The following is a 22687-nucleotide window of genomic DNA, read 5'->3' as shown; positions in this document are numbered from 1 at the left end:
ACCGGGGCGTTCCCAAATGTCGATGGAAGCCATGCCGCGCGATCAGGGCGAGCCCGCATTTCTTGGCGTCGAGACCTCCCTCACCGGGCGATCCTGGATCGGCCCGACCGCCGAGGACGACCGCCTGGCCGAGGCGATCGCGCAGCAGACGGGCCTTGCCCGGCCCATCGCGCGGGTCCTCGGGCGCGCGGGCGTCCCGCCGGAGGAGGCGCAGGGATACCTCGCTCCCGCGCTGCGGGACCTGCTGCCCGATCCGCGCCGCCTGCGCGACATGGAGGCCGCGGGCGCGCGCGTCCTCGCGGCCGTGAAGGCGCGCCAGCGGATCGCGGTCTTCGGCGATTACGACGTGGACGGGGCGTGTTCCTCGGCGCTGCTGGTCGTGTGGCTGCGGCAGATGGGGATCGAGGCGACGCTCTATATCCCCGACCGCATCGACGAGGGCTACGGCCCCAACGACGCGGCGATGGCCGATCTCGCCACGCGGCACGACCTCATCATCTGCGTCGATTGCGGCACGCTCAGCCACGGGCCGATCGCGGCCGCGAAGGGCGCGGATGTCGTCGTGCTCGATCACCATCTGGGGGCCGAGACGCTGCCAGACGCGCTGGCGGTGGTGAACCCGAACCGGCAGGACGAGCCCGGCGATCTCGGCCATCTCTGCGCCGCGGCGGTCGTGTTCCTGCTGCTCGTCGAGGTGAACCGGCTGATGCGCGAGGAGGGTCTGGCGGGGCCGGACCTGATGGGGATGCTCGACCTCGTGGCGCTGGCCACGGTGGCGGACGTGGCACCGCTCATCGGCGTGAACCGCGCGCTGGTGCGGCAGGGCCTCGTCGTGATGGCGCGGCGGGCGCGGCCGGGGCTGGTGGCGCTTTGCGATATCGGCAGGCTCGACCGGGCGCCGACGGCCTATCACCTGGGCTTCGTGCTGGGCCCGCGGATCAATGCGGGCGGACGGATCGGACAGGCGGATCTGGGCGCGCGGCTCCTCTCGACCGACGATCCGCACGAGGCGCAGGCGCTGGCCGAACGGCTCGACGCGCTCAACACCGAACGGCGCGAGGTCGAGGCCGCGACGCGCGAGGCCGCGATCGCGCAGGCGATCGAGCGGGGGGCCGAGGGGCCGCTCGCCTGGGCCGCGGGCGAGGGCTGGCATCCCGGCATCGTCGGCATCGTCGCGGCCCGCCTGAAGGAGGCCACGGGACGGCCCGCGGTGGTCATCGGGCTCGACGGCGACACCGGCAAGGGATCGGGCCGGTCGATCGCGGGCGTCGATCTGGGGGCCGCGATCCAGCGCCTCGCCGCGGAAGGGCTGCTGACCAAGGGCGGCGGGCACCGGATGGCCGCGGGGCTGAGCCTCGAGACCGCGATGCTCGAACCCGCGATGGAGCGGCTGGGCGAGCTGCTGGCGCGCCAGGGAGCCGACCGGGGCGAGACGCGCGACCTGCGCTTCACCGATCTGCTGATGCCCTCGGCCGCGACCGTCGAACTCGTCGAGCAGATCGAGACGGCGGGACCGTTCGGGATGGGCGCCCCCTCCCCCCGCTTCGCCTTTGCCGATTGCCGCGTGGCGAGCGCCAAGCGCGTCGGCACATCGCATCTGAAGCTCGCCATCACGGATGGCGGCGGGCCGCAGCTGCAGGCGATCGCCTTCGGCGCGTTCGACACCGCGCTCGGCCCCGCGCTCGAGGGGCATGGCGGCAAGCGCTTCCATTTCGCGGGACGGCTCGAGCTCAATCACTGGAACGGCCGCAGCCTGCCGCAGCTGCGCCTCGAGGATGCGGCCGAAGCCTGAGGCCGGATTCCGCGTCCGATCCGGCCCGTGATCGGGCAAGTCGAAAAAGTGGCACTTTTCTTCAAAAACGCTCTTGCACGCCCCGCGCGCTTTGCTTAGGACCTGCCGCCAGTGGCCCGTTCGTCTATCGGTTAGGACGCCAGGTTTTCAACCTGGAAAGAGGGGTTCGATTCCCCTACGGGCTGCCACTTTTCCTTCAGATCCCATCGGTTTCCGGCACGGTGCCAAGCGCTACCTTGCGGCTTGGGTCGGTTCGGCCGCGGCACTCCTGCCGCGTCCCTCGGCCCGCATTCGGGCGGGTCGCGATCCGGTGTCGTTCGGGCATCGGTGCCCCCTCCGGATCAAGGCCAGAAGAGGGAGGACATCACGTGTCAGGCTGGTTACTCATCGTGCTGCTCGTCGCGGCGATCGCGTTCATCGTGATCGGGACGGCGAAATTCAAGATTCATCCATTCCTCGTGCTGCTGGTCACGGCCTACGGGCTGGGATTGCTGGCGGGGATCGGACCCACGGACACGATCGCGGCGATCGTCGAGGGGTTCGGCGGCACGCTGGGCGGGATCGGCATCATCATCGCGGCCGGGACCGTGATCGGTGTCGTCCTCGAACGGTCGGGAGGCGCGCAGGTCATGGCCGAGACGGTGATCCGCCTGACCGGCAAGGCCCGCTCGGCCATGGCGATGAGCCTGACGGGCGCGGTCGTGTCGATCCCCGTCTTTTGCGATTCGGGCTATGTGATCCTGTCGCCGCTGGCACGTTCGCTCGCGTCGAAGGCCAATGCGTCGATGACGACCTTCGCGCTCGCGCTGTCGACCGGCCTTCTGGTGACGCATGTGTTCATCCCGCCGACGCCCGGCCCCATCGCGGGCGCGCAGGAGCTGGGGGCGGATATCGGCCTCGTGATCATCCTGGGGCTGGTGGTGTCGATCCCGGTTCTCGTCGCGACCTATCTTTATGCGAAGTTCCAGGGCAACCGCGTCTATATCGACCCCGACAAGGTGTCGATCGACGCGCCCGGAGAGGCGGACGACGCGGAGGCCGAGGCAACCGGAACGGGCCCCGCGCCCGCCGGCCGGCCCTCGCCCTTCGCGGCCTTTCTGCCGATCCTCTTGCCGATCGGCCTGATCGCCATAGCGTCGATCGCCGCGCTCGAGGCGGCACCGTTCGGAACCGGCGGCCTGCAGGCGATCCTGGCCTTCCTCGGGAACCCCAATACCGCGCTCATCATCGGGGTCTTCATCGCGTTCTTCGTGACGGCGCAGAGCCGGGGCGAGCGGATCACGCATGACGCGGTCCAGCGGGCGCTGGCCGTGGCGGGGCCGATCATCCTGATCACCGGAGCGGGCGGCGCGCTGGGTGGCGTGCTGCGCCAGACGCCGATCACGGATTTCCTGGGCGAGAATCTGGTCCTGACCAATCTGGGGATGTTCCTGCCCTTCCTGCTCGCCGCGGCGATCAAGACGGCGCAGGGGTCGTCGACCGTGGCGATCGTGACAACCGCCGCGATCATCGCTCCGCTGACGGGGTCGCTCGGGTTGGAGAGCGGAACGGATCTCGCGCTCACGACGCTGGCGATCGGCGCGGGCTCGGTCATGGTCTCGCATGCGAACGACAGCTATTTCTGGGTCGTGACGCAATTCTCGGGAATGTCCGTTTCGCAGGGCTACAGGCTCTATACCGTCGCCACGGCGCTGACGGGGATCGTCGGGATCGCCACGATCTACGTCATGTCGCTGATCCTCTGACGCGGTTCGCGGGATTCGCGTAATTGGACCAACCGGTGGCCCCGATCCGATCGGGGCCCCGGTCACGTCGCAGGCAAGCATCCGTACGGTCGGCACAACTTTAGATAAATTTCACAGTACGGCGGAAGCTTCGATTTCGCCGGATCCCGCGAAAATACCTTGCAAAACTCGGTGTCTTGCCGAAGATATCGTCAGCTGCGACCACCCGGCCGGCATCGACATGCCGCCGGGCCAGAAAATCCCTTGCGTCGCCAATCCCGAACCACTAGGTCCCCAGTACGAGCGGGGACGATCCCAACTTCAGGCGACGTTATACGATACGACCTGGGGGGGCGCTAAGGACCCACGGATTCAATCTACTGGCTGAAAGGGGAGTTCCATGGACGGAACCAACCTCTTCCAACTGGGGATCGGTCTGGAGACAGGCGCCCAAGCGGAAGATTCCACCGCACGCGACATCTTTGCAGAAGATCGCGACGACCATTTCATTCGTGACGACGAAGGCCGCGTCTTCGCCGGACGTCACCTCATCATCGAGGTGGTGAACGGCCACGGGCTCGACGACGAGGCACGCATCCAGCAGGCGTTCCGCGATTGCGTCGACACCTGCGGCGCGACGCTGCTGCACATCCACACGCACAAGTTCTCGCCCCAGGGCGTGAGCGGCGTGGCCGTGCTGGCCGAAAGCCATATCAGCGTGCACACCTGGCCCGAGATCGGCTATGGCGCGTTCGACGTCTTCATGTGCGGCGATGCGCGTCCCTGGCTGGCCGTCGACGTTCTGAAGGCCGCCTTTTCCACGCCCGACGTGCGCGTGAAGGAATTGCTGCGGGGCGATGGCCTCGTGAGCGAGACGGCCGCCGCCTGATCGCCCGAGGGCGGGCCCCGCGCCCGCCCGCACCGCCCGCGCGAAAGGACGGACCGTCACATGGCGATGATCCTGACCTTCGGCTTCGACGCGACGAGCTTCGCGCGGCTCGAACCGCTCCGGCAACGGCACTTTCCGGCCGCGCGCAACTTCATCCCCGTGCACGTCACTCTGTTCCAGCAGCTGCCCGAGGGCGAAGAGGTGCGGATCCTGACGGATCTGGCCGCCCATGCGGGCCGGGGTGCCCTGCCCTTCACAGCCACCGGCATCACGGATTTCGGCGGCGGCGCGGCCGTCGATCTCGACTGTGCCGAGGGGGTGGCGTTGCAGGAGAGCCTGCGGGCCGGCTGGCGCGACATCCTCAGCGACAGCGACGACCGCAAGCGCAAGCTGCACGTGACGGTGCAGAACAAGGTCGGCCGCAACGAGGCGAAGGCCACGCAGGCCGCGCTGAGGGCCGAGTTCACGCCATGGGAGGGCACGCTCGACCGGCTGATCCTCTGGACATATCGCGGCGGCCCGTGGGAACGGATCGCGACAATACCGTTAGGAGAACCCGCATGAGAGAGATGGACGGCTGGAGCGTGGAGCGCCTTCACGCGCATCATTCGCAGGCGCTGCGCGTGGAGCGCGTGCTCTACGACAGCGAGACGGAGCACCAGCGGCTGCGGGTGATCGAGAACGGCACGTTCGGACGGGTCCTGACGCTCGACGGTGTGGTGCAGGTGACCGAGGCCGACAATTTCATCTACCACGAGATGCTGACCCATGTGCCGATCTTCGCCCATGGCGCGGCGCGGCGGGTCCTCGTCATCGGGGGCGGCGACGGCGGCATGGCACGCGAGGCCCTGCGCCATCCGCTCGACGAGGTGGTGATGGTCGAGATCGACGGCGGCGTCGTCGATTTCTCGAAGGAATACCTGCCCACGATCTCGGACGGGGCGTTCGACGATCCGCGGCTCGATCTGCGGATCGCCGACGGGGCCGAGTTCATGCGCGACACGGAGGGCGGGTTCGACGTCATCATCGTCGATTCGACCGATCCCGTCGGGCCGGGAGAGGTGCTTTTCACCGACCATTTCTACGGCCATGCGAAGCGCGCGCTGGCCCCGGGCGGGATCCTCGTCACGCAGAACGGCGTGCCGTTCATGCAGGGATCCGAGTTGACCGGCACGCTGCGTGCGTTCGGCACGCTTTTCTCGGATGCGAGTTGCTATCTCGCGACGGTGCCGACCTATGCGGGCGGACCGATGGCCTTCGGATGGGGCACGGACGGAGATGCGCGGCACGTCCCGCTCGAGACGATCGAGACGCGCGTGCGCGAGAGCGGCCTCGATTTCGGCTATTACACCGCCGAGGTCCACAAGGCCGCCTTCGCCCTGCCCGGCTACGTGAAGCGCCTGCTTCCCTGACGTGTCAGTGGAGGGTGAATTCGCCCGTCACGTTGCGCCATTCGCCGGGCGCGATCATCCTGCGATGGGTGAAGCGCACCGAATGGAGCGGGCCCTCGATCTCGCGCTGCCAGAACTCGACGAACCCGAAGAGTTTCGGGTGATCGGGGGCCAGATCGTAGCCCTGCCAGACATAGCTGTTGAGCACGTTGCGGTAATCGGGCATCCGGTAGAAGAACTCGGCCGTCGTCAATCCGTAGCCCTTCAGCATCATTTCCGTCTCGGACATGGTTCACCCCTTGCCTCTGCCACTCTCCTCGTAGATCGAGCTTCGGACCGATTCCGGAAAAAAGCAAACGAAACAAACTGTTGGCACTGATGCGTGGTGGCTGCCAGCGGGGTGGAGGCCCCCATTGCACCCCAGATCCACGTGCTGGTATACTCAGGCCAACAAGATATAGCGTGCCCAACCGCAGGAAGGCCATTGCGTGAGCGACCGTACGGACCCCCCTCAGGACATCGACGAGACCGGCCCCGAAAGGCCCCGCCACGACGGCCCGGGAATCGACATCACCGAGGAAATGCGCACGTCGTTTCTCGACTATGCCATGTCGGTCATCGTCAGCCGCGCGATTCCCGATCTGCGCGACGGGCTGAAACCGGTGCATCGCCGCATCCTCTTCGCGATGCACGAGACCGGCAACACGCATGACAAGCCCTATCGCAAGTCCGCGCGACCCGTGGGCGACGTGATGGGCCAGTACCACCCGCATGGCGACAGCGCGATCTACGAGGCGCTCGTGCGGATGGCGCAGGACTTCTCCATGTCGCTGCCGCTGCTCGACGGACAGGGCAATTTCGGCTCGATGGACGGCGACAACGCGGCGGCCATGCGCTATACCGAGGTCCGGATGGACCGCCCCGCGCGCGCCCTTCTCGCCGATATCGAGAAGGAAACCGTCGATTTCCAGGACAATTACGACGGCAAGCAGCAGGAGCCTTCGGTCCTGCCCGCGCGGTTCCCCAACATGCTCGTCAACGGGGCGGGCGGCATCGCGGTCGGCATGGCGACGAACATCCCGCCGCATAACCTGGGCGAGGTCGTGGACGCGACGCTTGCGCTGATCGAGGACCCGGACCTGAGCTCGGAGCGGCTGATCGAGATCGTGCCGGGCCCCGATTTCCCGACGGGCGGCGTGATGCTCGGACGGTCGGGCGCGCGGAAGGCCTATCTCGAGGGGCGCGGATCGGTGATCCTGCGCGCCAAGGTCCGCACTGAGGAGATCCGCAAGGACCGCTTCGCACTCGTCCTCGACGAGATCCCGTATCAGGTCAACAAGGCCGCGCTGGTCGAGCGGATCGCCGAGCTTGCCAAGGAGCGGCGGCTCGAAGGCATCTCCGCGGTTCAGGACGAGAGCGACCGCGTGGGCGTCCGCGTCGTCGTCGAACTGAAGAAGGATGCGACTCCCGACGTCGTGCTGAACCAGCTCTATCGCTTCACGCCGATGCAAACGAGCTTCGGCTGCAACATGCTGGCGCTGCATGGCGGGCGGCCCGAACAGCTGACCTTGCGCGATTTCCTCACGCATTTCATCAGCTTCCGCGAGGAAGTCGTCGCGCGGCGCACGGCCTACGACCTGCGGAAGGCGCGCGAGCGGTCGCATATCCTCTGCGGGTATGCCGTGGCGGTCGCCAACGTGGACGAGGTCGTGGCGACGATCCGCGCCTCCGCCGACGCGGCAGAGGCGCGCGTCAAGCTCATGGAGCGTCGCTGGCCCGCCGAGGAGATCGCGCCCTTCATCCGGCTGATCGACGATCCGAGCCACAAGATGAATGAGGACGGCACCTACAACCTCTCCGAGGTGCAGGCGCGCGCGATCCTCGATCTGCGGCTCCAGCGGCTCACGCAGCTGGGCGTCAAGGAAGTTACAGACGAGCTCGAGGATCTGGCCGGCAAGATCCAGGACTATCTCGACATCCTGCGCTCGCGCGAGCGGATCCTCGCGATCATCTCGAACGAGCTGCGCGAGGTGCGCGAGCAATTCGCCGTGCCGCGCCGGACCGAGATCGTCGACTGGGCCGGCGACATGGACGACGAGGACCTGATCGAGCGCGAGGAGATGGTCGTCACCGTCACGCAGTCCGGCTATATCAAGCGCACGGCGCTCGCGGATTTCCGCGCGCAGCGGCGCGGGGGCAAGGGCGTCTCGGGCGGGGGGCTCAAGGACGACGACGTGGTCACCACGCTCTTCGTCGCGAACACGCATACGCAGCTTCTGTTCTTCACCACCGACGGCATGGCCTACAAGCTCAAGACCTGGCGACTGCCGCTGGGCGGGCGCACGTCCAAGGGCAAGGCGATCGTCAATATCCTGCCGATCCCGCAGGGCGTGTCGATCGCGGCGATCATGCCGGTGGACCGGGACGAGACCGACTGGGACGAGCTGCAGATCGTCTTTGCGACCTCGGCGGGCACCGTCCGGCGCAACAAGCTCAGCGATTTCACCAATGTGAACCGCTCGGGCAAGATCGCGATGAAGTTCGAGGGCGAGCATGAGGGCACGCGTCTGATCAATGCGCGCATCGCCTCCCCGGAAGAGGACGTGATGCTCGTCACCGCCAAGGGGCGCGCCATCCGGTTCCCGTCGTCGGACGTGCGGATCTTCAACTCGCGCTCGTCGGTGGGGGTACGGGGCATCCGGCTCGCCAAGGAAGACGAGGTCGTGTCGATGGCCGTCATCCGCCATTTCGAGGCGACCCCGGAGGAGCGGACGACATATCTCAAGATGCGCCGCGCGACGGCCGGGCTCGGCGACGATGCGGAGCTCGAGGCCGACGAGGACGAGACCGCCGGAGAGGCGACCGACTTCACTCAGGAGCGCTATGCCGAGATGTCGGCGGCCGAGGACCTGATCCTGACGGTCACCGCCAAGGGTTCGGGCAAGCTGTCGTCGAGCCACGACTACCCGGTGCGCGGACGCGGCGGTCAGGGCGTCATGGCGATGGACAAGGCGATGCGGGGCGGACCGCTCGTCGCGAGCTTCCCGGTCGAGATGGACGACCAGATCATGCTGGCCACCTCTCGCGGTCAGTCGATCCGCGTGCCGGTCGACGGGATCTCGTTCCGCTCGCGCGGGGCCGGCGGCGTGCGGGTCTTCAACACCGGTGCCGGTGAGGAAGTCGTCTCGGTCGCCTGGATCGCCGAACAGGCCGAAGAGGACATTGCCGAGGGCGAAGACGGCGCCGAAGGCGGCGAAGAGAGCTGAGAGCCCCCGGTGCCGTGCGTCTGTGACGTGCGGCCCTGACGGACCGGACCCGACCTTGCCCGATCGCAGCGCCCCGTCCCTGCCCCTTGCTGGGTCGGGGGTCGGGGCGTTATGTACGGCACCTGCATCGGCGCGGCCGATGATCCCTTGCTCCACGGGAGATGCGAGATGACCGAGACCCTTCACATCGTCGGCGGCGGGATGGCCGGGTCGGAAGCGGCCTGGCAAGCGGCCGAGGCCGGCCTAGAGGTCGTGATCCACGAGATGCGGCCGATGGTCGAGACATTCGCCCATCAGAGCGGCGATCTGGCCGAGATGGTCTGCTCGAACTCGTTCCGGTCGGATGACGACGAACAGAACGCCGTCGGGCTGCTGCACTGGGAGATGCGGGCGGCCGGCGGGCTTCTCATGCAGATGGCCGACCGGCATCGCCTGCCCGCGGGCGGTGCGCTCGCCGTCGATCGCGAGGCCTTCGCGCGCGGCGTGACCGAAGCGCTGACCGCGCATCCGAACGTGCGGATCGAACCGGGAGAGATCACCGCCCTGCCCGAGGACGGCCACTGGATCGTGGCGACCGGGCCGCTGACCTCCGGCAGCCTCGCCGAGGCGATCCGGGAGGAAACCGGGGCGGAGGCGCTGGCCTTCTTCGACGCGATCGCGCCGATCGTGCATCACGACAGCATCGACATGTCGAAGGCGTGGATGCAGTCGCGCTACGACAAGGGCGAGACGGAGGAGGAGAAGACCGCCTATCTCAACTGCCCGATGGACCGCGAGCAATACGAGGCCTTCATCGACGCGCTGCTTGCCGCAGAGAAGACCGAGTTCCACGAGGGCGAGACGGCGAAGTATTTCGATGGTTGCCTGCCGATCGAGGTCATGGCCGAGCGCGGCCGCGAGACACTGCGCCACGGTCCGATGAAACCTGTGGGCCTGACCAATCCGCATCAGCCCGAAGTGAAGGCGCATGCCATCGTGCAGCTGCGCCGCGACAACAAGCTCGGGACGCTCTACAACATCGTGGGCTTCCAGACTAAGATGAAGTACGGCGCGCAAACATCTGTTCTGAGAACAATTCCCGGCCTCGAGAATGCGCGGTTCGCACGGCTCGGGGGGATCCACCGCAACACGTTCCTGAACTCGCCCACGCTTCTCGACGACCAGCTGAGGCTGCGCTCGCGCCCGAACGTGCGCTTTGCGGGCCAGATCACCGGCGTCGAGGGATATGTGGAATCGGCGTCGATGGGCCTTCTGGCTGCACGGCTCGCGGTGGCGGAGATCGAAGGACGGAGCCTTCCGCGCGTCCCCGAGACAACGGCGACCGGCGCGCTTGTCACGCACATCACGGGCGGGGCGGATGCGAAGACGTTCCAGCCGATGAACGTGAATTTCGGCCTGTTTCCGCCCGTCGATCTGAAAGGCGGGCGGCGCAACAGGCCCGCGCGCTACAAGGCCTATACCGACCGGGCCAAGGCCGACTGGACCGGATGGCTCGGTGCGGCCGAGGGCCGGCTCGCCGCGGAGTGATCGTCACGCGCTTCGCGCCCTCGCCGACGGGGCCGCTGCATCTGGGACATGCCTATTCGGCACTGACGATCCAGACCCTCGGCGCGGACGGTCGGGTGCATCTGAGGATCGAGGACGTGGACCGGACACGGTCGCGCGCGCATCACGCGGCGCAGATCGAGGACGACCTGCACTGGATCGGCTTTCGCTGGGACGGTGCGATCCGCGTGCAGTCGGAGCATCGCGCAGAGCACGAGGCGGCGCTTGCCTCGCTTTCGGCGCGGGGGCTCACCTATCCCTGTTCGTGCAGCCGGCGCGAGATCGGCGATGCCGGGGCGCGGATCGGGGCGATGGGTCTCGTCTATCCCGGAACCTGTCGCGGGCGAAGCATGGAGGATGCGCGGCCGGGCGATGCCATTCGCCTCGATATCGGCAGGGCCCTCGCCGTGGCGGGAGATCTGCCGGGCTTCACCGAATGGGGGCCGCTTCATTCCGGGAAGCATGCGGTGGAGCCTGCATATCTGACCCGTGACATCGGCGATCCGGTCCTGATCCGGCGGGAGAGCGGCGACATCGCCTACGACCTCGCCTGCCCGCATGACGACGCGGCCCTCGGCGTGAACCACGTGATCCGCGGGGCAGATCTCTGGCCCAATACGCCGTTGCACGTGCTTATTCAGACGCTCATGGACTGGCCCGTGCCCGACTATTTCCACCACGAGCTGGTGACGGACCAGACGGGACGCAGGCTTGCCAAGGTGGACAGGTCGAAGGCCATCGCGCGATACCGCGACGAAGGGATGAGCCCCAAGGATCTGCGCGCGATGCTGCCGCCCCTGCCCGCTATTCCATGGGCTCCATGATCTCGACAGGGTCGCCGTCGCGGATAGCCGTGTAAAAGCAGGACCGCCGGTTCGTGTGGCAGGCCGGCCCCTCCTGACGGATGAGGACGAGGAGGCAGTCGCTGTCGCAATCGACGCGCATCTCGACCAGGTGCTGGAGGTGGCCGCTCGTCTCGCCCTTGATCCAGAAGGATTGGCGCGACCGGCTCCAATATGTCACACGACCGGTCCTGAGCGTTTCCGCCACCGCCTCCGCGTTCATCCATGCCATCATCAGGACCTCGTGCGTGTCGGCATCCTGCGCGATCGCGGGAACGAGGCCTTTCGCGTCGAAGGCCAGACTTTCGGGATCGAAGGGCATCACGGGCTCCTTTCCGGCGGGCAAGGTCCGCCCTATCTAGGGGGGACGACGCGAAAGGAAAAGCCATGGCCGACAGCGACATGATCAAGCTCTATTCCGGGCGGATCCTGGAATTGACCGCCGATATCCCCCATACGGACAGGCTTGCGAACCCGGACGCGACCGTGCGCAAGCGCTCGCCGCTTTGCGGATCGTCGGTGACGGTCGATCTGGGCGTCGAGGACGGCCACGTCGCGCGGTTCGGTCAGGACGTGAAGGCCTGCGCGCTCGGGCAGGCCTCGGCGGCGGTCGTGGGGCATGCGATCCTCGGCTGCACGCGCGCCCAGATCGAGACCGCGCGCGACCAGCTTCGCGACATGCTGAAATCCGACGGCGACGTGCCCGATGCGCCCTTCGATGGGTTCGAGGTACTGACCCCTGCGCGCGACTACAAGAACCGCCACGCGTCGATCCTGCTGGCCATCGAGGCGGCGGCGGAGGCCTTTGCCGAGGCCGAGGAAAGCGCCTGCGCCTAGGACGCGTCGAGAAAGCCGCGCAACGCGGCGTTGAAGCGGTCGGGCAATTCGCGCATCGGCCAGTGGCCCGTCGGCAGTTCGAGATACTCGGCATGCGGGATGAGCCGCGCGGCACGGCGCGCGTAACGCACGGGCACGATGCGATCCGATCGACCGTGGATGACCAGCGTGCGGCGCCCGATCTCGGGCAGCCTGCCGCTCAGGTCCGACCTCAGCGCCCATGTTCCAAGTTCGGCGGCGAGAAAGGCATCGAAGCTGCGACGGTTCGACTGGTCGCGCGCGACATCCATCACCTCGGCGACGGTACGGAGCGTGACGCGGTTCGGCACGGCGAAGGACGCGGCAAGCCCGAGGCGGGTGGCGAGGGCCGATCTTCGCGACGCGCCATAGGCGGCCCCCATCGCGCCCAGACCCGCCGCGGCATGCGCGAGCGGGTGGAACGGCAGCCGTCCCATCAACCCGTAGGCCGCGACCGGAACGAGGCGACGAATCCGCTCGTGTCGCTCAAGCGCTAGCCAGAGCGCCATGCCCCCGCCCATCGACAGGCCCGCCATGTCCACCTGCCCGAGCCCGAGACGGTCGAGGAACGCGACGAGCCAGCGCCCCAGCCTTTCGAGGTCGTGTGGCCCGGCAATGGCGTCGGTCGCGCCGTAGCCCGGCAGGTCCGGCACGATTACGCGGCGGTCGCGCGCCAGATCCCGCGTGGCGAGCCGCCAGGTCAGCCGGGCATGGTCGAACCCGGCACCGTGCAGCAGCACGACCGGCACACCGCCCGCCGGTCCGCAATCCACGAAGGCGGCATCCCGCCCCTCGACCTCGATACGTGTGCGATGCCCGGGCACGGGGCGTTCACTCCATCTCGGACCCCATATGGGCGAGGCGCGCGCCCTGCTTGTTGGAGGTGACGACGCCGAGCGACTTGAGCTTGCGGTGCAGCGCACTGCGCTCCATCCCCACGAAATTCGCCGTCCGCGAGATGTTGCCGCCGAAACGGTTGATCTGCGTCAGCAGGTATTCCCGCTCGAAAAGTTCGCGCGCCTCGCGCAGCGGCAGAGTGGCAAGGCTGCCCGACAGCACGACTCGATCGCTTTCGCCGGGATCGGGCGCGTCGGTACCGGGGAGGTCCGCGGCCGAAATCTCGCCCTTGCCGTCGCCGAGGATGAGCACGCGTTCCATCATGTTCTTGAGCTGGCGGACATTGCCGGGCCAGACCATCGTCTGCAGGAGCGCGATCGCCTCGGCCCCGAGGCTGCGCGCCGGTAGCCCCTGGGACTTGTTGAACATCTCGAGGAAGAAGTCGGCGAGGATCGGAATATCCTCGCGCCGGTCGTCGAGCGAGGGCACCGCGACCGGCACGACGGCGAGCCGGTGATAGAGCTCCTGCCGGAAGGCACCGGCCGCGATCTCGGCCGTGAGGTCGCGGGTGGTGGAACTGATCACGCGGATGTCGACGCTGACCTTGTCGGTGCCGCCGACGCGCTGGAAGGCCTGGTCGACGAGGACGCGCAGGATCTTGGACTGCGTGCCGAGCGGCATGTCGGCGACCTCGTCGAAATAGAGGACACCGCCATCGGCTTGCTCCAGCAGTCCCGGCTCGACGCCGCCCTCGCGGCTTTCGCGGCCGAAGAGGACCTCCTCCATGCGCTCGGGTTCGATGCTAGCGGCACCGACGGTGATGAAAGGCTTGTCGGACCGGCCGGAATTGGCGTGGATATAGCGCGCGGCGAGTTCCTTGCCGACGCCCGCACCGCCCGTCAGCATGACGCGGCCATTCGACTTGGTGACCTTGTCGAGTGAGGATTTCAGCGTCTTGAAGCTCGCGCTCTGGCCCACGAGGATCGCGGGTTCGGCGTCGCGGCGGCGCAGCGCGACATTCTCGAGCCGGAGGCGCGAGGTTTCCATCGCGCGGCCGATCACGACCATAAGCTGGTCGATGTTGAAGGGCTTCTCGATATAATCGTAGGCCCCCTGCTTGATCGCGGCGACCGCGATCTCGATATTGCCGTGGCCCGAGATGATGATGACGGGGACGCCTGGATAATCGCGCTTGGCGATCTTCAGGATGTCGATCCCGTCCATGTCGCTGTCCTTGAGCCAGATGTCGAGGATCATGAGAGCGGGAGGCGCGGATTCCAGTTCGGACATGCACTCCCCGGAATTGGAGGCCAGACGGGTCGTGTATCCCTCGTCCTTCAGGATGTCCGAGATCAGCTCCCGGATATCGCGTTCGTCGTCTACGATCAGGATGTCGCCCATCACTCTGCGTCCTCTCGGTCTTCGGTTTTGGTTATGTCTGTGCCCGGAAGCGTGTCCGGTTGCAGCGGCAGACGGATCTCGGCCCGCGCGCCGCGATGCGCGCCGCGCCGGAACCGCGCCGCATCCGTGAGCGAGAGCGTCCCGCCATGTTCCTCGATGATCTTGCGCACGATCGGAAGGCCGAGGCCGGTCCCCTCCTCCCGCGTCGTGACATAGGGCTCGAAGAGCCGCGCGCGATCCTCGGGAAGGCCCACCCCGTTGTCGGAGATGCTGAGCAGTACGCCCTCCTCCGAGGTCGTCATCGCAACACGGATCTCGGGGCGGTAATCGTCCGGCGCACCGCGTCCGATCAGGGTCTGCGTGGCCTCGCCCGCGTTCTTAATGAGGTTGGTGAGCGCCTGGCCGATCATCGCCTCGTCAACATCGGCATGAACGGGCCCTTCGGGCAGCCGCGTGGTGATCCTGACGCCGGCCTGACCCGATTGCTGCAGAAGCACAGCCTCGCGGACCAGCGCGACGAGGTCATGGGAATGCCTGTCGGGCTGTGGCATCCGCGCGAAATGGCTGAACTCGTCGACAATGCGTCGGAGCCCGTCGGTCTGGCGGATGATGACGTCGGTCATCTGCGACAGCGCCTCGGGGTCCTCGACCTGGGCCGCGAACTTACGGCGGATGCGCCCGGCGCTGAGCTGGATCGGGGTGAGCGGGTTCTTGATCTCGTGCGCGATGCGGCGCGCGACGTCGCCCCATGCGGCCATCCGCTGGGCCGCGACCAGATCGCTCACGTCGTCGAAGGCCACGACATAGCCTTCGAGCGTTCCGTCCTCGCTTTCGCGCACCGACATGCGGACCAGCAGGGATTCGACCGTGCCGCCGCGGCTGACCTTGATCTCGCCCTGAATGACGCTTCCGGCACCGCCTGCGAGCTTGTCGAACATCGCGCCGAATTCGGGGATCGCGACGCTGATCGGCACCGATTGCCCCGTCCCCTCGTCGAGCTGGAGCAGACGCTCGGCCGAGCGGTTGACGAAGGTCACCCGTCCCGCCGGATCGAGCCCGACGACACCCGACGTGACCGAGGCCAGCACCGAATCGAAGAGCCTCCTGCGCCGTTCGATCTGGTCGTTCGAGGCAAGCAGCGTGTCGCGCTGCGCCTTCAGCTGCTGGGTCATCTGGTTGAAGAGACGGCCCAGCATCGAGATCTCGTCGTCGCCCTCCTCCTCGCGGACGCGCACGTCGAGATCGCCCGCGCCCACGCGCTGCGCGGCCCCGGCAAGACGCCCGACGGGGCGCGACAGCCGTTCGGCGAACCAGAGGCCGACCCAGATCGCGGCGAGGATCAGGATCACGGCGAAGCCCAGATAGAGCAGGCCGAACTCGAAGAGGATGCGCCCGCGATCGGTTTCGAGCTGGTTGTAGAGCTGGACGGATTCCTGCGTGTCGTCGAGCAGGGCCAGCAGCTCTCCGTCGACCTCGCGGCTGACATAGAGATAGCGGTCGCCCAGACCCGGAAGCGGCACGAGCGCGCGGAATTCGTTGATGTCCCAATCTTCGATCACCACCGTCTCGCCCGCGATCGCGCGGTCGATGGCCTCGGGCGTGGGTTCCTCGTAGTCGAAGAGATAGGAGCGTTCGCCCCGCGCCTGGATCTCGCCCGCGCTGTTGATGATGTAGGCCTCGCGCAGGCCGCGCTGGATCTGGCTCTGACCCTGGCTGAGGATCTGGCGCAGCTCGCCGTCGGAGACGAGGAAGGAATTCGGCCGCGCGGCGACGAGGAAGCTTGCCAGTGCCTCGGCATCCGTCGAGAGATCGCGGCGATGCTCTTCCTCGTAGGCCTCGGCCGCGGCGAGCGAGGCACCCACGACCCGGCTTACCCGTTCGGAAAACCAGCCCTCGAGCCCGAAATTGATCGACAGTGCCGCGAAGACGGCAACGGTGACGGTTGGGCCCAGCGCGATCAGCGCGAAGACGCCCGTGAGCCGCAGATGCAGCCGCGATCCCGCCGATTGCGCCCGCCGCGCCGCGATCACCCGGACCAGCGCGCTCAGCACCAGCGTGGCGAGCACGATGACGTAGATCAGGTCCGCCAGAAGGACGAGCCGCAGCAGGTTCGAGGATTGCCCCTGATTGAGCGGGCCCAGCACCAGATAGGTCGCCAGCGCCAGCGCGGGGCCGAGAATACCGAGGCCCACCGTCGCCGCGTTCTGCAACCGACGCAGGCGGCGCAGACGGGCAATGGTGTCCCAAGTGAGCATCCGGGCCGGATGCGCCATGGACAAGACCTCCGATGATGTGGCGCGCCTTGCGCGCCGACCGCTCTGCCGGCGTGGTCTCTTGCGGGGTCAGGCCCCGTCGCCACGCTTCTGTTGCGGTTTTACATCAACTTGCGCCGCCGTGTCACGCGGATATCGAGATCAGTGATCTTTTTGCGGAGCGTATTCCTGTTGATTCCCAGCAGATCGGCGCATTTTGCCTGATTGCCGCCCGTCGCGTCGAGCGCGATCTCGATAAGCGGCGTTTCAACCTCGCGCAGAATTCGCTGGTAGAGCCCCGGCGGCGGAAGCATGCCGCCATGCAGGTCGAAATACCGCCGCAGATGCTGGGCGACGGAGGCTTGCAGCCTGTCACCCTGCCCGCCGTTTCGCAAAGGCTCCATCGCGGGCTGCGAGCCCAGGACCATCTCGGCCTCTTCGCGGGTGATCGTCTCGTCCGCGCCGGTCAGGACAAGCCGCCGGATCGTGTTCTCGAGCTGGCGCACGTTGCCGGGCCAAGAATACCGGCGAACGAGCGACATGGCATCGTCGCTGAGGGTCCGGGCGCTCAGGCCCTCGCGTTCGGCGCGGGCAAGGAAATGCTCGGTCAGAAGCGGGATGTCCTCGACCCGGTCGCGCAGGGCGGGAACCTGGATCTGCACGCCCCCGAGACGGTAGAAAAGATCGGCGCGGAACCGTCCCAGTTCGATCCGCTGGCCCAGATCGCTCTGGCTCGTGGCCATGATCCGGGGTGAATCCTCCTCTCCGAGGGTGTCGAGCATGCGCACGATCCGTGCCTGCGCGTCGTCCTCGAGATCGCCGACTTCCTCGAAGAGGATCGTGCCGCCGCGCGCGCGGCTCGCGATCGTGGCCTGCCCCTCGGGCGAGGCCAGATCGGCGGCACCGGCCACCACGAAAGGTTGGGAGCGCCTGTCCGAGAAATCGTGGATCGCGCGCGCGATGAGCGACTTGCCAGTCCCCGATTCCCCGGTGACGAGCACGGGAAGGTCGGTATTCATCACCCGGGCCACCAGCCGGTAGAGTGATTGCATGCCCGCCGTCCGGCCGACGAGCGGCAGATCGCCGCTGCCGGTCTCGAAATCGCGCTGCGGCGGGGGCGGTGCCGCCCGGCGCGGCGCGTCGAGCGCGCGAGCGGCGCGCTTCATCAGGTCCGGCAGGTCGAAAGGCTTAGGCAGGTAATCGTAGGCCTCGGCCTCGGCCGCCTGGATCGCGGTCATGATGGTGTTCTGGGCCGAAATCACGATGACCGGAAGCCCCGGCCGCTTGGTGCCGATCGTGGGCAGCGCCTCGAGGCCGTTGCCGTCGGGCATGATCACGTCCGAGATCACCAGATCGCCCTTCCCCTCGTCGATCCAGCGCATGAGCGTCACCATCGAGCTCGTCGCGTGCACCTTGCATCCCGCGCGCGTCAGCGCCTGGGTCAGTACGGTGCGGATCGTTCGGTCGTCATCGGCGACCAGGACTGTGCCATCCATTGATCATTCCTTCTGCGTGGATTGCGGCGCGAGCGGCAGGGAGATGCGGAACGCCGTTCGGCCGGGATGGGATTCGACCGAGATCAGGCCGTCATGCTCGCTCACGATCTTGCTGACGAGCGCGAGGCCGAGCCCCGTCCCGTTCTCGCGGCCCGAAACGAACGGGTCGAAGATCGATTCGACGATGTCGGGGGGCAGGCCCTTGCCGTCGTCGATCACCTCGACCTGCAGCGGCAGGCGCGCGCCCGACCCGTCCTTGCGGCGCAGCCGCAGCGCGTGGTCGTAGAATGTGCGCACGGTGATCGTGCCCCCTTCGGCAGAGGCCGCCTCGGTCGCGTTGCGGATGAGGTTGAGGAACACCTGCTGCATCTGGTCGTCGTCGACATAGGTCATCGGCAGCGAGGGGTCGTATTCCTGCCTGAGCTTCATGTGCGCGGCGAAGCCCAGCGCGGCCGTCCTCAGCGCGCGGTCGGTGATGTCATGGATGTTGATCGGCTGGCGTGCGGGCGGACGGAGATTGCCGAAATGCTCGACCTGGTCGAGAAGCGCCACGATCCGCCGGCTTTCGGCCACGATCAGGTCCGTCAGCTCGAGATCGCCCCCGGAGAGGCCCATCGACAGCAATTGCGCGGCGCCCGTGATCCCGGCGAGCGGGTTCTTGATCTCGTGGACCAGCATCTCGGACATGCCGATGGCCGAGCGCGCCGAGGATCGCGCGGTGCCAGCCTGGGACAGGCGTCCCGCCATCTGCCGCGGCGTGATCATCATCAGGAGGCCGTCGCTGTCGTCCAGAAGGCGCGCGATCTGGATGTTGCAGCTTTCGGGCGGGCGGTTGCCGCCGCTCACGTCGACATTGTTGATGAAGAGCGGCGCGCGATGTTCGCGCACCCGCGCGAAGGACTCGTCGAGCGGTGCATCGACGGCGATCCGGTCGAAGAGCGGCTGGCCGCGCAGCGACCGGATCGAGGTCATCAGGAAATCCTCGGCCTCGGAATTGGCGTCGGTGATCCGATCCTTTGCATCGACGAGGATTGCGGGCACGGGCATCGCGGCCCAGACAAGCGTACCGGGATCGCTCATGCCGCGACCTCCACAGCGTCGAAGGCCGTCTCGAGACGCCGCATGACAAGGTTCGGATCCTCGCAGGTCAGCACGTCGCGGCGCAGAGCGCGCGGCACTCCGGCCCCGTCCATGTACCATCCGAGATGCTTTCGCACGACGCGCGCGCCGAGCGCGCGACCGTAGAATTGGCAGGACGCGTCGACGTGGTGCGCCGCGAGCCGGCCCAGCGCGCGCCCCTCGGGCACGATTGGGGCCGGCGTGCCCGCGATCGCATGGGCGATCTGTGCAGGATTCCAGGGGCGTCCCTGCGCGCCGCGACCGATCATCACGCCGTCGGCCCCCGAAAGGCGCAGCGCCTCGCGCGCGGTGGCCGCGTCGACGATGTCGCCATTCGCGATGACGGGGATCGACACCGCCTCGCGGACCCTCGCGATCGCCCGCCAATCGGCGCGCCCCTTGTAGAACTGGCAACGCGTCCGGCCGTGAATCGTGATCATCGCGATGCCCGCCGCCTCGGCGCGGGAGGCGATCTCGGGCGCGTTGAGCATTCCGTCGTCCCAGCCGAGGCGGGTCTTGAGCGTCACGGGCACATCGACGGCCTCCACGACGGCCTCGATCAGCGCGAGCGCGTGGTCGGGTTCGCGCATCAGGGCCGATCCGGAATAGCCGTTGACGACCTTCTTCGCCGGACAGCCCATGTTGATGTCGATGAGCCGCGCGCCGGCCCCCTCGATCCGCCGGGCGGCCTCGGCCATCCAGCGGGCATCGCGGCCGGCGATCTGCACCGCGCCTTGCGACGCCCCACGTCCCGGCATCGCCCGGGCGAGCGATGCCCGGCTTTCGCCCAGGATCTCGGCGCTGGCGACCATTTCCGACACGACGAGGCCGGCACCGAATCCGGCGACGATCTCGCGGAACGGAAGATCGGTGATCCCGGCCATCGGGGCCAAGAGGACAGGCGGGGATATGCCGAGTGGCAGCAATCTCATGAAGGGCGCGGCTTTGCGTAAACAATGTGCAACTGCCCAAACCAGTATCTCCGCCTGGCAGCGACTTCAAACCCGGCGGCTGACCCAGCAGGCACGAAACCGGAAACGCCTGAAATTTGTGCAACCGTTCGGCCGAAAGCGTGGGATTGTTTCCAACCGCCTGTCACCCTAGAAAATCGGACAAAGACGGTGGGAAACTCTATGTCAGACATGAAACGCACCGCGGCGCTCATCGTGGCCGCGGGACGCGGGACGCGCGCGGGACCGGGACTTCCGAAACAATGGCGCGCGATCGGCGGCCGGACCGTCCTTGCGCGGAGCCTGCAGACGTTTCGGGACATGGACGAGATTTCCGACATCGTTCTGGTCCTGCATCCCGACGACATGGACCTCGCCGCGGGCTATGTCGCGCATGGTGACGTGAGGGTTGCCGCGGGCGGCACGTCGCGGTCCCGATCGGTGCGCGCGGGCCTCGAATGCCTTGCATCGGACCCACCCGACCTCGTGCTGATCCACGACGTGGCGCGGCCGCTCGTCACGCCCGAACTGATCCGGCGCGTGATCGACGCGCTCGGCACGGACCCGGCGGCGGCCCCCGCCCTGCGCGTGACCGACGCGCTCTGGCGGGGGGAGGACAGGCGCGTCTCAGGCTTTCTCGACCGGGAAGGGCTGTTTCGAGCGCAGACACCGCAGGGTTTCGACTTCGACGCCATCCTCGACGCGCACCGGACGCATGACAGCGACGCGGCCGACGATGTGGGCGTCGCCCATTCCGCCGGCCTTCCCGTAACGATCGTCGAGGGCGACGAGGACAACATCAAGATCACCGGGCCGGACGATTTCGCCCGCGCCGAAACCATCCTGGAGCGTCAGATGCCCCCTCCCCCAGATATCCGTCTCGGCAACGGCTACGACGTCCACGCCTTCACCGAAGGGCGCGACGTCATGCTCTGCGGCGTTTCGGTGCCGCATGACCGCACGCTTCTTGGCCATTCCGATGCGGATGTCGGGCTCCACGCGATCACCGACGCGATCTACGGTGCGCTGGCCGCAGGCGATATCGGCAGGTTCTTTCCGCCCTCCGATCCGAAGTGGAAGGGTGCCGAAAGCGACATCTTCCTTGTCCACGCGCGCGATCTGGCGGTGTCGCGGGGATACGGGATCTCGAACGTTGACCTGACGATCATCTGCGAGCGCCCGAAGATCGGACCTTACGCAATCGCCATGGCGGACCGTGTAGCGGAATTCCTCGAGATCGCGGCAGACCGCGTGAGCGTGAAGGCCACGACGAGCGAGCGGCTCGGCTTTACCGGACGGGAGGAGGGAATCGCCGCGATCGCGACCGTGACCCTCGTCGGACGATGAACCGTTTCATCGCGACCTTTTTCTATGCGGGTCTCCTGCGGCCGGGTCCGGGCACGTGGGGATCGCTGGCCGCCCTTCCGGTGGCGTGGCTGCTCCATATGCTTGGCGGCCCGCTCGCTCTCGCCATCGGGATCGTCGCGACCTTCGCCATCGGCCTCGTGGTCGTGCGCGCCGAGACCGCCCGCACGGGCGTGGAGGACCCCTCGGAGATCGTGATCGACGAGGTGTCGGGTCAGTGGCTTGCGCTTTTTCCGGTCAGCTTCGGGGCGTGGCACGTCGACGCGGCGATCACGGATCTCTGGCCCGGCTGGGTCGCGGCCTTCCTGCTCTTTCGTCTTTTCGACATCGCGAAGCCCGGCCCCGTGGGCTGGGCCGACCGGCGCGGCGATCCGATGGGCGTGATGCTCGACGATATCATCGCGGGCGCGATTGCCGCGGTCGGCGTCGTCATCCTCGGGGTCCTCGCCCATGTGGTGCTGCTGTGAACGCGGCGGACCGGATCCTCGAGCATGGGCGGCGGAAAGGGGCAACGATCGCGACGGCGGAAAGCTGCACGGCGGGCATGATCGCGGCCGCGCTGACCGACCCGCCCGGATCCTCGGCGGTCTTCGACCGCGGCTTCGTCACCTATTCCAACGCGGCCAAGACCCAGATGCTCGGCGTCTCGCCCGCGACGCTCGAAACGTTCGGCGCGGTCAGCGAGGAGGTCGCGCGCGAGATGGCGGATGGCGCGCGGTCGCGGGCGGGCACGACGCTTGCCGTGGCGGTCACGGGCATCGCCGGCCCCGGCGGAAGCGAGACGAAGCCCGAGGGGCGCGTCTGCTTTGCCGTCTCCGGCCCGGCTGAAACACGTTCGGAGACGCGGGAATTCGGTGCGATCGGCCGGGACGGCGTGCGACGTGCGACCGTCGATCACGCGCTCGAACTGATCCTGTCCCACCTTGCCGAATGCTGATTGCTGGCCGGACCGGCACAGCTTGA

General features: G+C 67.5%; 20 protein-coding genes and 1 tRNA gene. 13 read left to right on the top strand and 8 right to left on the bottom strand.

All coding sequences use genetic code 11. The features are described from left to right. The first annotated feature begins 31 nt into the window (after positions 1-31). From recJ to speE, 6 genes are all read left to right on the top strand, one after another. The gene (gene recJ, locus RVY76_RS03200) at positions 32-1792 is read left to right on the top strand and encodes a single-stranded-DNA-specific exonuclease RecJ (RefSeq protein ID WP_317375797.1); all 1761 of its coding nucleotides are present in this window, start codon (positions 32-34) and stop codon (positions 1790-1792) included. 113 nt (positions 1793-1905) lie between these two features. Then, positions 1906-1980, top strand: a tRNA-Glu gene (locus RVY76_RS03195). A 180-nt stretch (positions 1981-2160) separates the two neighbouring features. After that, a complete protein-coding gene (locus tag RVY76_RS03190; protein ID WP_317375795.1) occupies positions 2161-3537 on the top strand; it encodes a GntP family permease in 1377 nt (458 codons plus the stop codon). Between the two features lie 379 nt (positions 3538-3916). Continuing rightward, positions 3917-4405 (top strand): adenosylmethionine decarboxylase, encoded by a 489-nt coding sequence (speD, locus tag RVY76_RS03185; protein WP_317375793.1) that lies wholly within the window; start codon positions 3917-3919, stop codon positions 4403-4405. A 60-nt stretch (positions 4406-4465) separates the two neighbouring features. Next, positions 4466-4969, top strand: coding sequence for a 2'-5' RNA ligase family protein (locus RVY76_RS03180; protein ID WP_317375792.1), 504 nt, complete (start codon positions 4466-4468; stop codon positions 4967-4969). Further along, positions 4966-5817, top strand: coding sequence for a polyamine aminopropyltransferase (gene speE, locus RVY76_RS03175; protein ID WP_317375790.1), 852 nt, complete (start codon positions 4966-4968; stop codon positions 5815-5817). Before RVY76_RS03180 ends, speE begins: the two co-directional genes overlap by 4 nt. Positions 5818-5821: 4 nt before the next feature. On the opposite strand, the gene RVY76_RS03170 is transcribed toward speE, so the two are convergent. Further along, positions 5822-6085, bottom strand: a complete 264-nt coding sequence (locus tag RVY76_RS03170; protein ID WP_317375788.1) for an usg protein — start codon at positions 6083-6085, stop codon at positions 5822-5824. A 199-nt stretch (positions 6086-6284) separates the two neighbouring features. On the opposite strand from RVY76_RS03170, the gene gyrA reads away from it, so the two are divergent. From gyrA to gluQRS, 3 genes are all read left to right on the top strand, one after another. Next, the gene (gyrA, locus tag RVY76_RS03165) at positions 6285-9062 is read left to right on the top strand and encodes a DNA gyrase subunit A (RefSeq protein WP_317375786.1); all 2778 of its coding nucleotides are present in this window, start codon (positions 6285-6287) and stop codon (positions 9060-9062) included. 168 nt (positions 9063-9230) lie between these two features. Then, on the top strand, positions 9231-10589 hold the full coding sequence (gene trmFO, locus RVY76_RS03160; protein ID WP_317375784.1) for a methylenetetrahydrofolate--tRNA-(uracil(54)-C(5))-methyltransferase (FADH(2)-oxidizing) TrmFO: 1359 nt from the start codon (positions 9231-9233) through the stop codon (positions 10587-10589). Next, a complete protein-coding gene (gluQRS, locus tag RVY76_RS03155) occupies positions 10589-11431 on the top strand; it encodes a tRNA glutamyl-Q(34) synthetase GluQRS (protein ID WP_317376701.1) in 843 nt (280 codons plus the stop codon). Before trmFO ends, gluQRS begins: the two co-directional genes overlap by 1 nt. On the opposite strand, the gene hisI is transcribed toward gluQRS, so the two are convergent. After that, positions 11412-11771 (bottom strand): phosphoribosyl-AMP cyclohydrolase, encoded by a 360-nt coding sequence (gene hisI, locus RVY76_RS03150; protein WP_317375783.1) that lies wholly within the window; start codon positions 11769-11771, stop codon positions 11412-11414. The two genes, gluQRS and hisI, sit on opposite strands and share 20 nt — an antisense overlap. Positions 11772-11836: 65 nt before the next feature. Here hisI and RVY76_RS03145 point away from each other — a divergent pair, with 65 nt between their 5' ends. Continuing rightward, positions 11837-12286, top strand: a complete 450-nt coding sequence (locus RVY76_RS03145) for an iron-sulfur cluster assembly scaffold protein (RefSeq protein WP_317375782.1) — start codon at positions 11837-11839, stop codon at positions 12284-12286. Here the strand turns inward: RVY76_RS03145 and RVY76_RS03140 are convergent. The 6 genes from RVY76_RS03140 to dusB all read right to left on the bottom strand — a co-directional run bounded on the left by RVY76_RS03140 (position 12283) and on the right by dusB (position 20341). Further along, on the bottom strand, positions 12283-13128 hold the full coding sequence (locus tag RVY76_RS03140; protein ID WP_317375780.1) for an alpha/beta fold hydrolase: 846 nt from the start codon (positions 13126-13128) through the stop codon (positions 12283-12285). The two genes, RVY76_RS03145 and RVY76_RS03140, sit on opposite strands and share 4 nt — an antisense overlap. Before the next feature lie 7 nt (positions 13129-13135). Continuing rightward, positions 13136-14542, bottom strand: a complete 1407-nt coding sequence (locus RVY76_RS03135; RefSeq protein ID WP_317375778.1) for a sigma-54 dependent transcriptional regulator — start codon at positions 14540-14542, stop codon at positions 13136-13138. Continuing rightward, positions 14542-16815, bottom strand: a complete 2274-nt coding sequence (locus tag RVY76_RS03130; protein WP_317375776.1) for a PAS domain-containing sensor histidine kinase — start codon at positions 16813-16815, stop codon at positions 14542-14544. Before RVY76_RS03130 ends, RVY76_RS03135 begins: the two co-directional genes overlap by 1 nt. Positions 16816-16916: 101 nt before the next feature. Then, entirely contained in the window at positions 16917-18290 is a 1374-nt protein-coding gene (locus tag RVY76_RS03125; RefSeq protein WP_317375774.1) for a response regulator, read from the bottom strand. Positions 18291-18293: 3 nt separating this feature from the next. Beyond that, entirely contained in the window at positions 18294-19370 is a 1077-nt protein-coding gene (locus RVY76_RS03120) for a two-component system sensor histidine kinase NtrB (protein WP_317375772.1), read from the bottom strand. Next, on the bottom strand, positions 19367-20341 hold the full coding sequence (dusB, locus tag RVY76_RS03115) for a tRNA dihydrouridine synthase DusB (protein ID WP_317375770.1): 975 nt from the start codon (positions 20339-20341) through the stop codon (positions 19367-19369). The genes RVY76_RS03120 and dusB overlap by 4 nt, the downstream gene beginning before the upstream one ends. A 201-nt stretch (positions 20342-20542) precedes the next feature. Between dusB and RVY76_RS03110 the strand changes: the two genes are divergently transcribed. The 3 genes from RVY76_RS03110 to RVY76_RS03100 are packed head-to-tail and all read left to right on the top strand — an operon-like array spanning position 20543 to position 22661. Beyond that, positions 20543-21706 carry a bifunctional 2-C-methyl-D-erythritol 4-phosphate cytidylyltransferase/2-C-methyl-D-erythritol 2,4-cyclodiphosphate synthase gene (locus tag RVY76_RS03110; RefSeq protein WP_317375768.1) on the top strand — a complete coding sequence of 388 codons (1164 nt, stop codon included), beginning with the start codon at positions 20543-20545 and terminating at the stop codon, positions 21704-21706. Continuing rightward, positions 21703-22191 carry a phosphatidylglycerophosphatase A gene (locus RVY76_RS03105; protein WP_317375767.1) on the top strand — a complete coding sequence of 163 codons (489 nt, stop codon included), beginning with the start codon at positions 21703-21705 and terminating at the stop codon, positions 22189-22191. Before RVY76_RS03110 ends, RVY76_RS03105 begins: the two co-directional genes overlap by 4 nt. Continuing rightward, positions 22188-22661 carry a CinA family protein gene (locus RVY76_RS03100; protein ID WP_317375766.1) on the top strand — a complete coding sequence of 158 codons (474 nt, stop codon included), beginning with the start codon at positions 22188-22190 and terminating at the stop codon, positions 22659-22661. Before RVY76_RS03105 ends, RVY76_RS03100 begins: the two co-directional genes overlap by 4 nt. Positions 22662-22687: the final 26 nt, after the last annotated feature.

This window comes from Palleronia sp. LCG004, from assembly GCF_032931615.1.
In the GTDB taxonomy this organism is placed as follows: Bacteria; Pseudomonadota; Alphaproteobacteria; order Rhodobacterales; family Rhodobacteraceae; genus Palleronia.
Note: the sequence above shows the minus strand (reverse complement) of the source record. Positions and strands in the feature narration are given on the sequence as shown.

What these genes read in the sequence shown, in the direction of transcription:
- recJ (WP_317375797.1), top strand. Translation starts at nt 32, where the DNA reads ATGCCGCGCGATCAGGGCGAGCCCGCATTTCTTGGCGTCGAGACCTCC.
- speD (WP_317375793.1), top strand. Translation starts at nt 3,917, where the DNA reads ATGGACGGAACCAACCTCTTCCAACTGGGGATCGGTCTGGAGACAGGC.
- RVY76_RS03180 (WP_317375792.1), top strand. Translation starts at nt 4,466, where the DNA reads ATGGCGATGATCCTGACCTTCGGCTTCGACGCGACGAGCTTCGCGCGG.
- speE (WP_317375790.1), top strand. Translation starts at nt 4,966, where the DNA reads ATGAGAGAGATGGACGGCTGGAGCGTGGAGCGCCTTCACGCGCATCAT.
- RVY76_RS03170 (WP_317375788.1), bottom strand. Translation starts at nt 6,085, where the DNA reads ATGTCCGAGACGGAAATGATGCTGAAGGGCTACGGATTGACGACGGCC.
- trmFO (WP_317375784.1), top strand. Translation starts at nt 9,231, where the DNA reads ATGACCGAGACCCTTCACATCGTCGGCGGCGGGATGGCCGGGTCGGAA.
- hisI (WP_317375783.1), bottom strand. Translation starts at nt 11,771, where the DNA reads ATGCCCTTCGATCCCGAAAGTCTGGCCTTCGACGCGAAAGGCCTCGTT.
- RVY76_RS03145 (WP_317375782.1), top strand. Translation starts at nt 11,837, where the DNA reads ATGGCCGACAGCGACATGATCAAGCTCTATTCCGGGCGGATCCTGGAA.
- RVY76_RS03135 (WP_317375778.1), bottom strand. Translation starts at nt 14,542, where the DNA reads ATGGGCGACATCCTGATCGTAGACGACGAACGCGATATCCGGGAGCTG.
- RVY76_RS03130 (WP_317375776.1), bottom strand. Translation starts at nt 16,815, where the DNA reads ATGGCGCATCCGGCCCGGATGCTCACTTGGGACACCATTGCCCGTCTG.
- RVY76_RS03125 (WP_317375774.1), bottom strand. Translation starts at nt 18,290, where the DNA reads ATGGATGGCACAGTCCTGGTCGCCGATGACGACCGAACGATCCGCACC.
- RVY76_RS03120 (WP_317375772.1), bottom strand. Translation starts at nt 19,370, where the DNA reads ATGAGCGATCCCGGTACGCTTGTCTGGGCCGCGATGCCCGTGCCCGCA.
- dusB (WP_317375770.1), bottom strand. Translation starts at nt 20,341, where the DNA reads ATGAGATTGCTGCCACTCGGCATATCCCCGCCTGTCCTCTTGGCCCCG.
- RVY76_RS03110 (WP_317375768.1), top strand. Translation starts at nt 20,543, where the DNA reads ATGTCAGACATGAAACGCACCGCGGCGCTCATCGTGGCCGCGGGACGC.
- RVY76_RS03105 (WP_317375767.1), top strand. Translation starts at nt 21,703, where the DNA reads ATGAACCGTTTCATCGCGACCTTTTTCTATGCGGGTCTCCTGCGGCCG.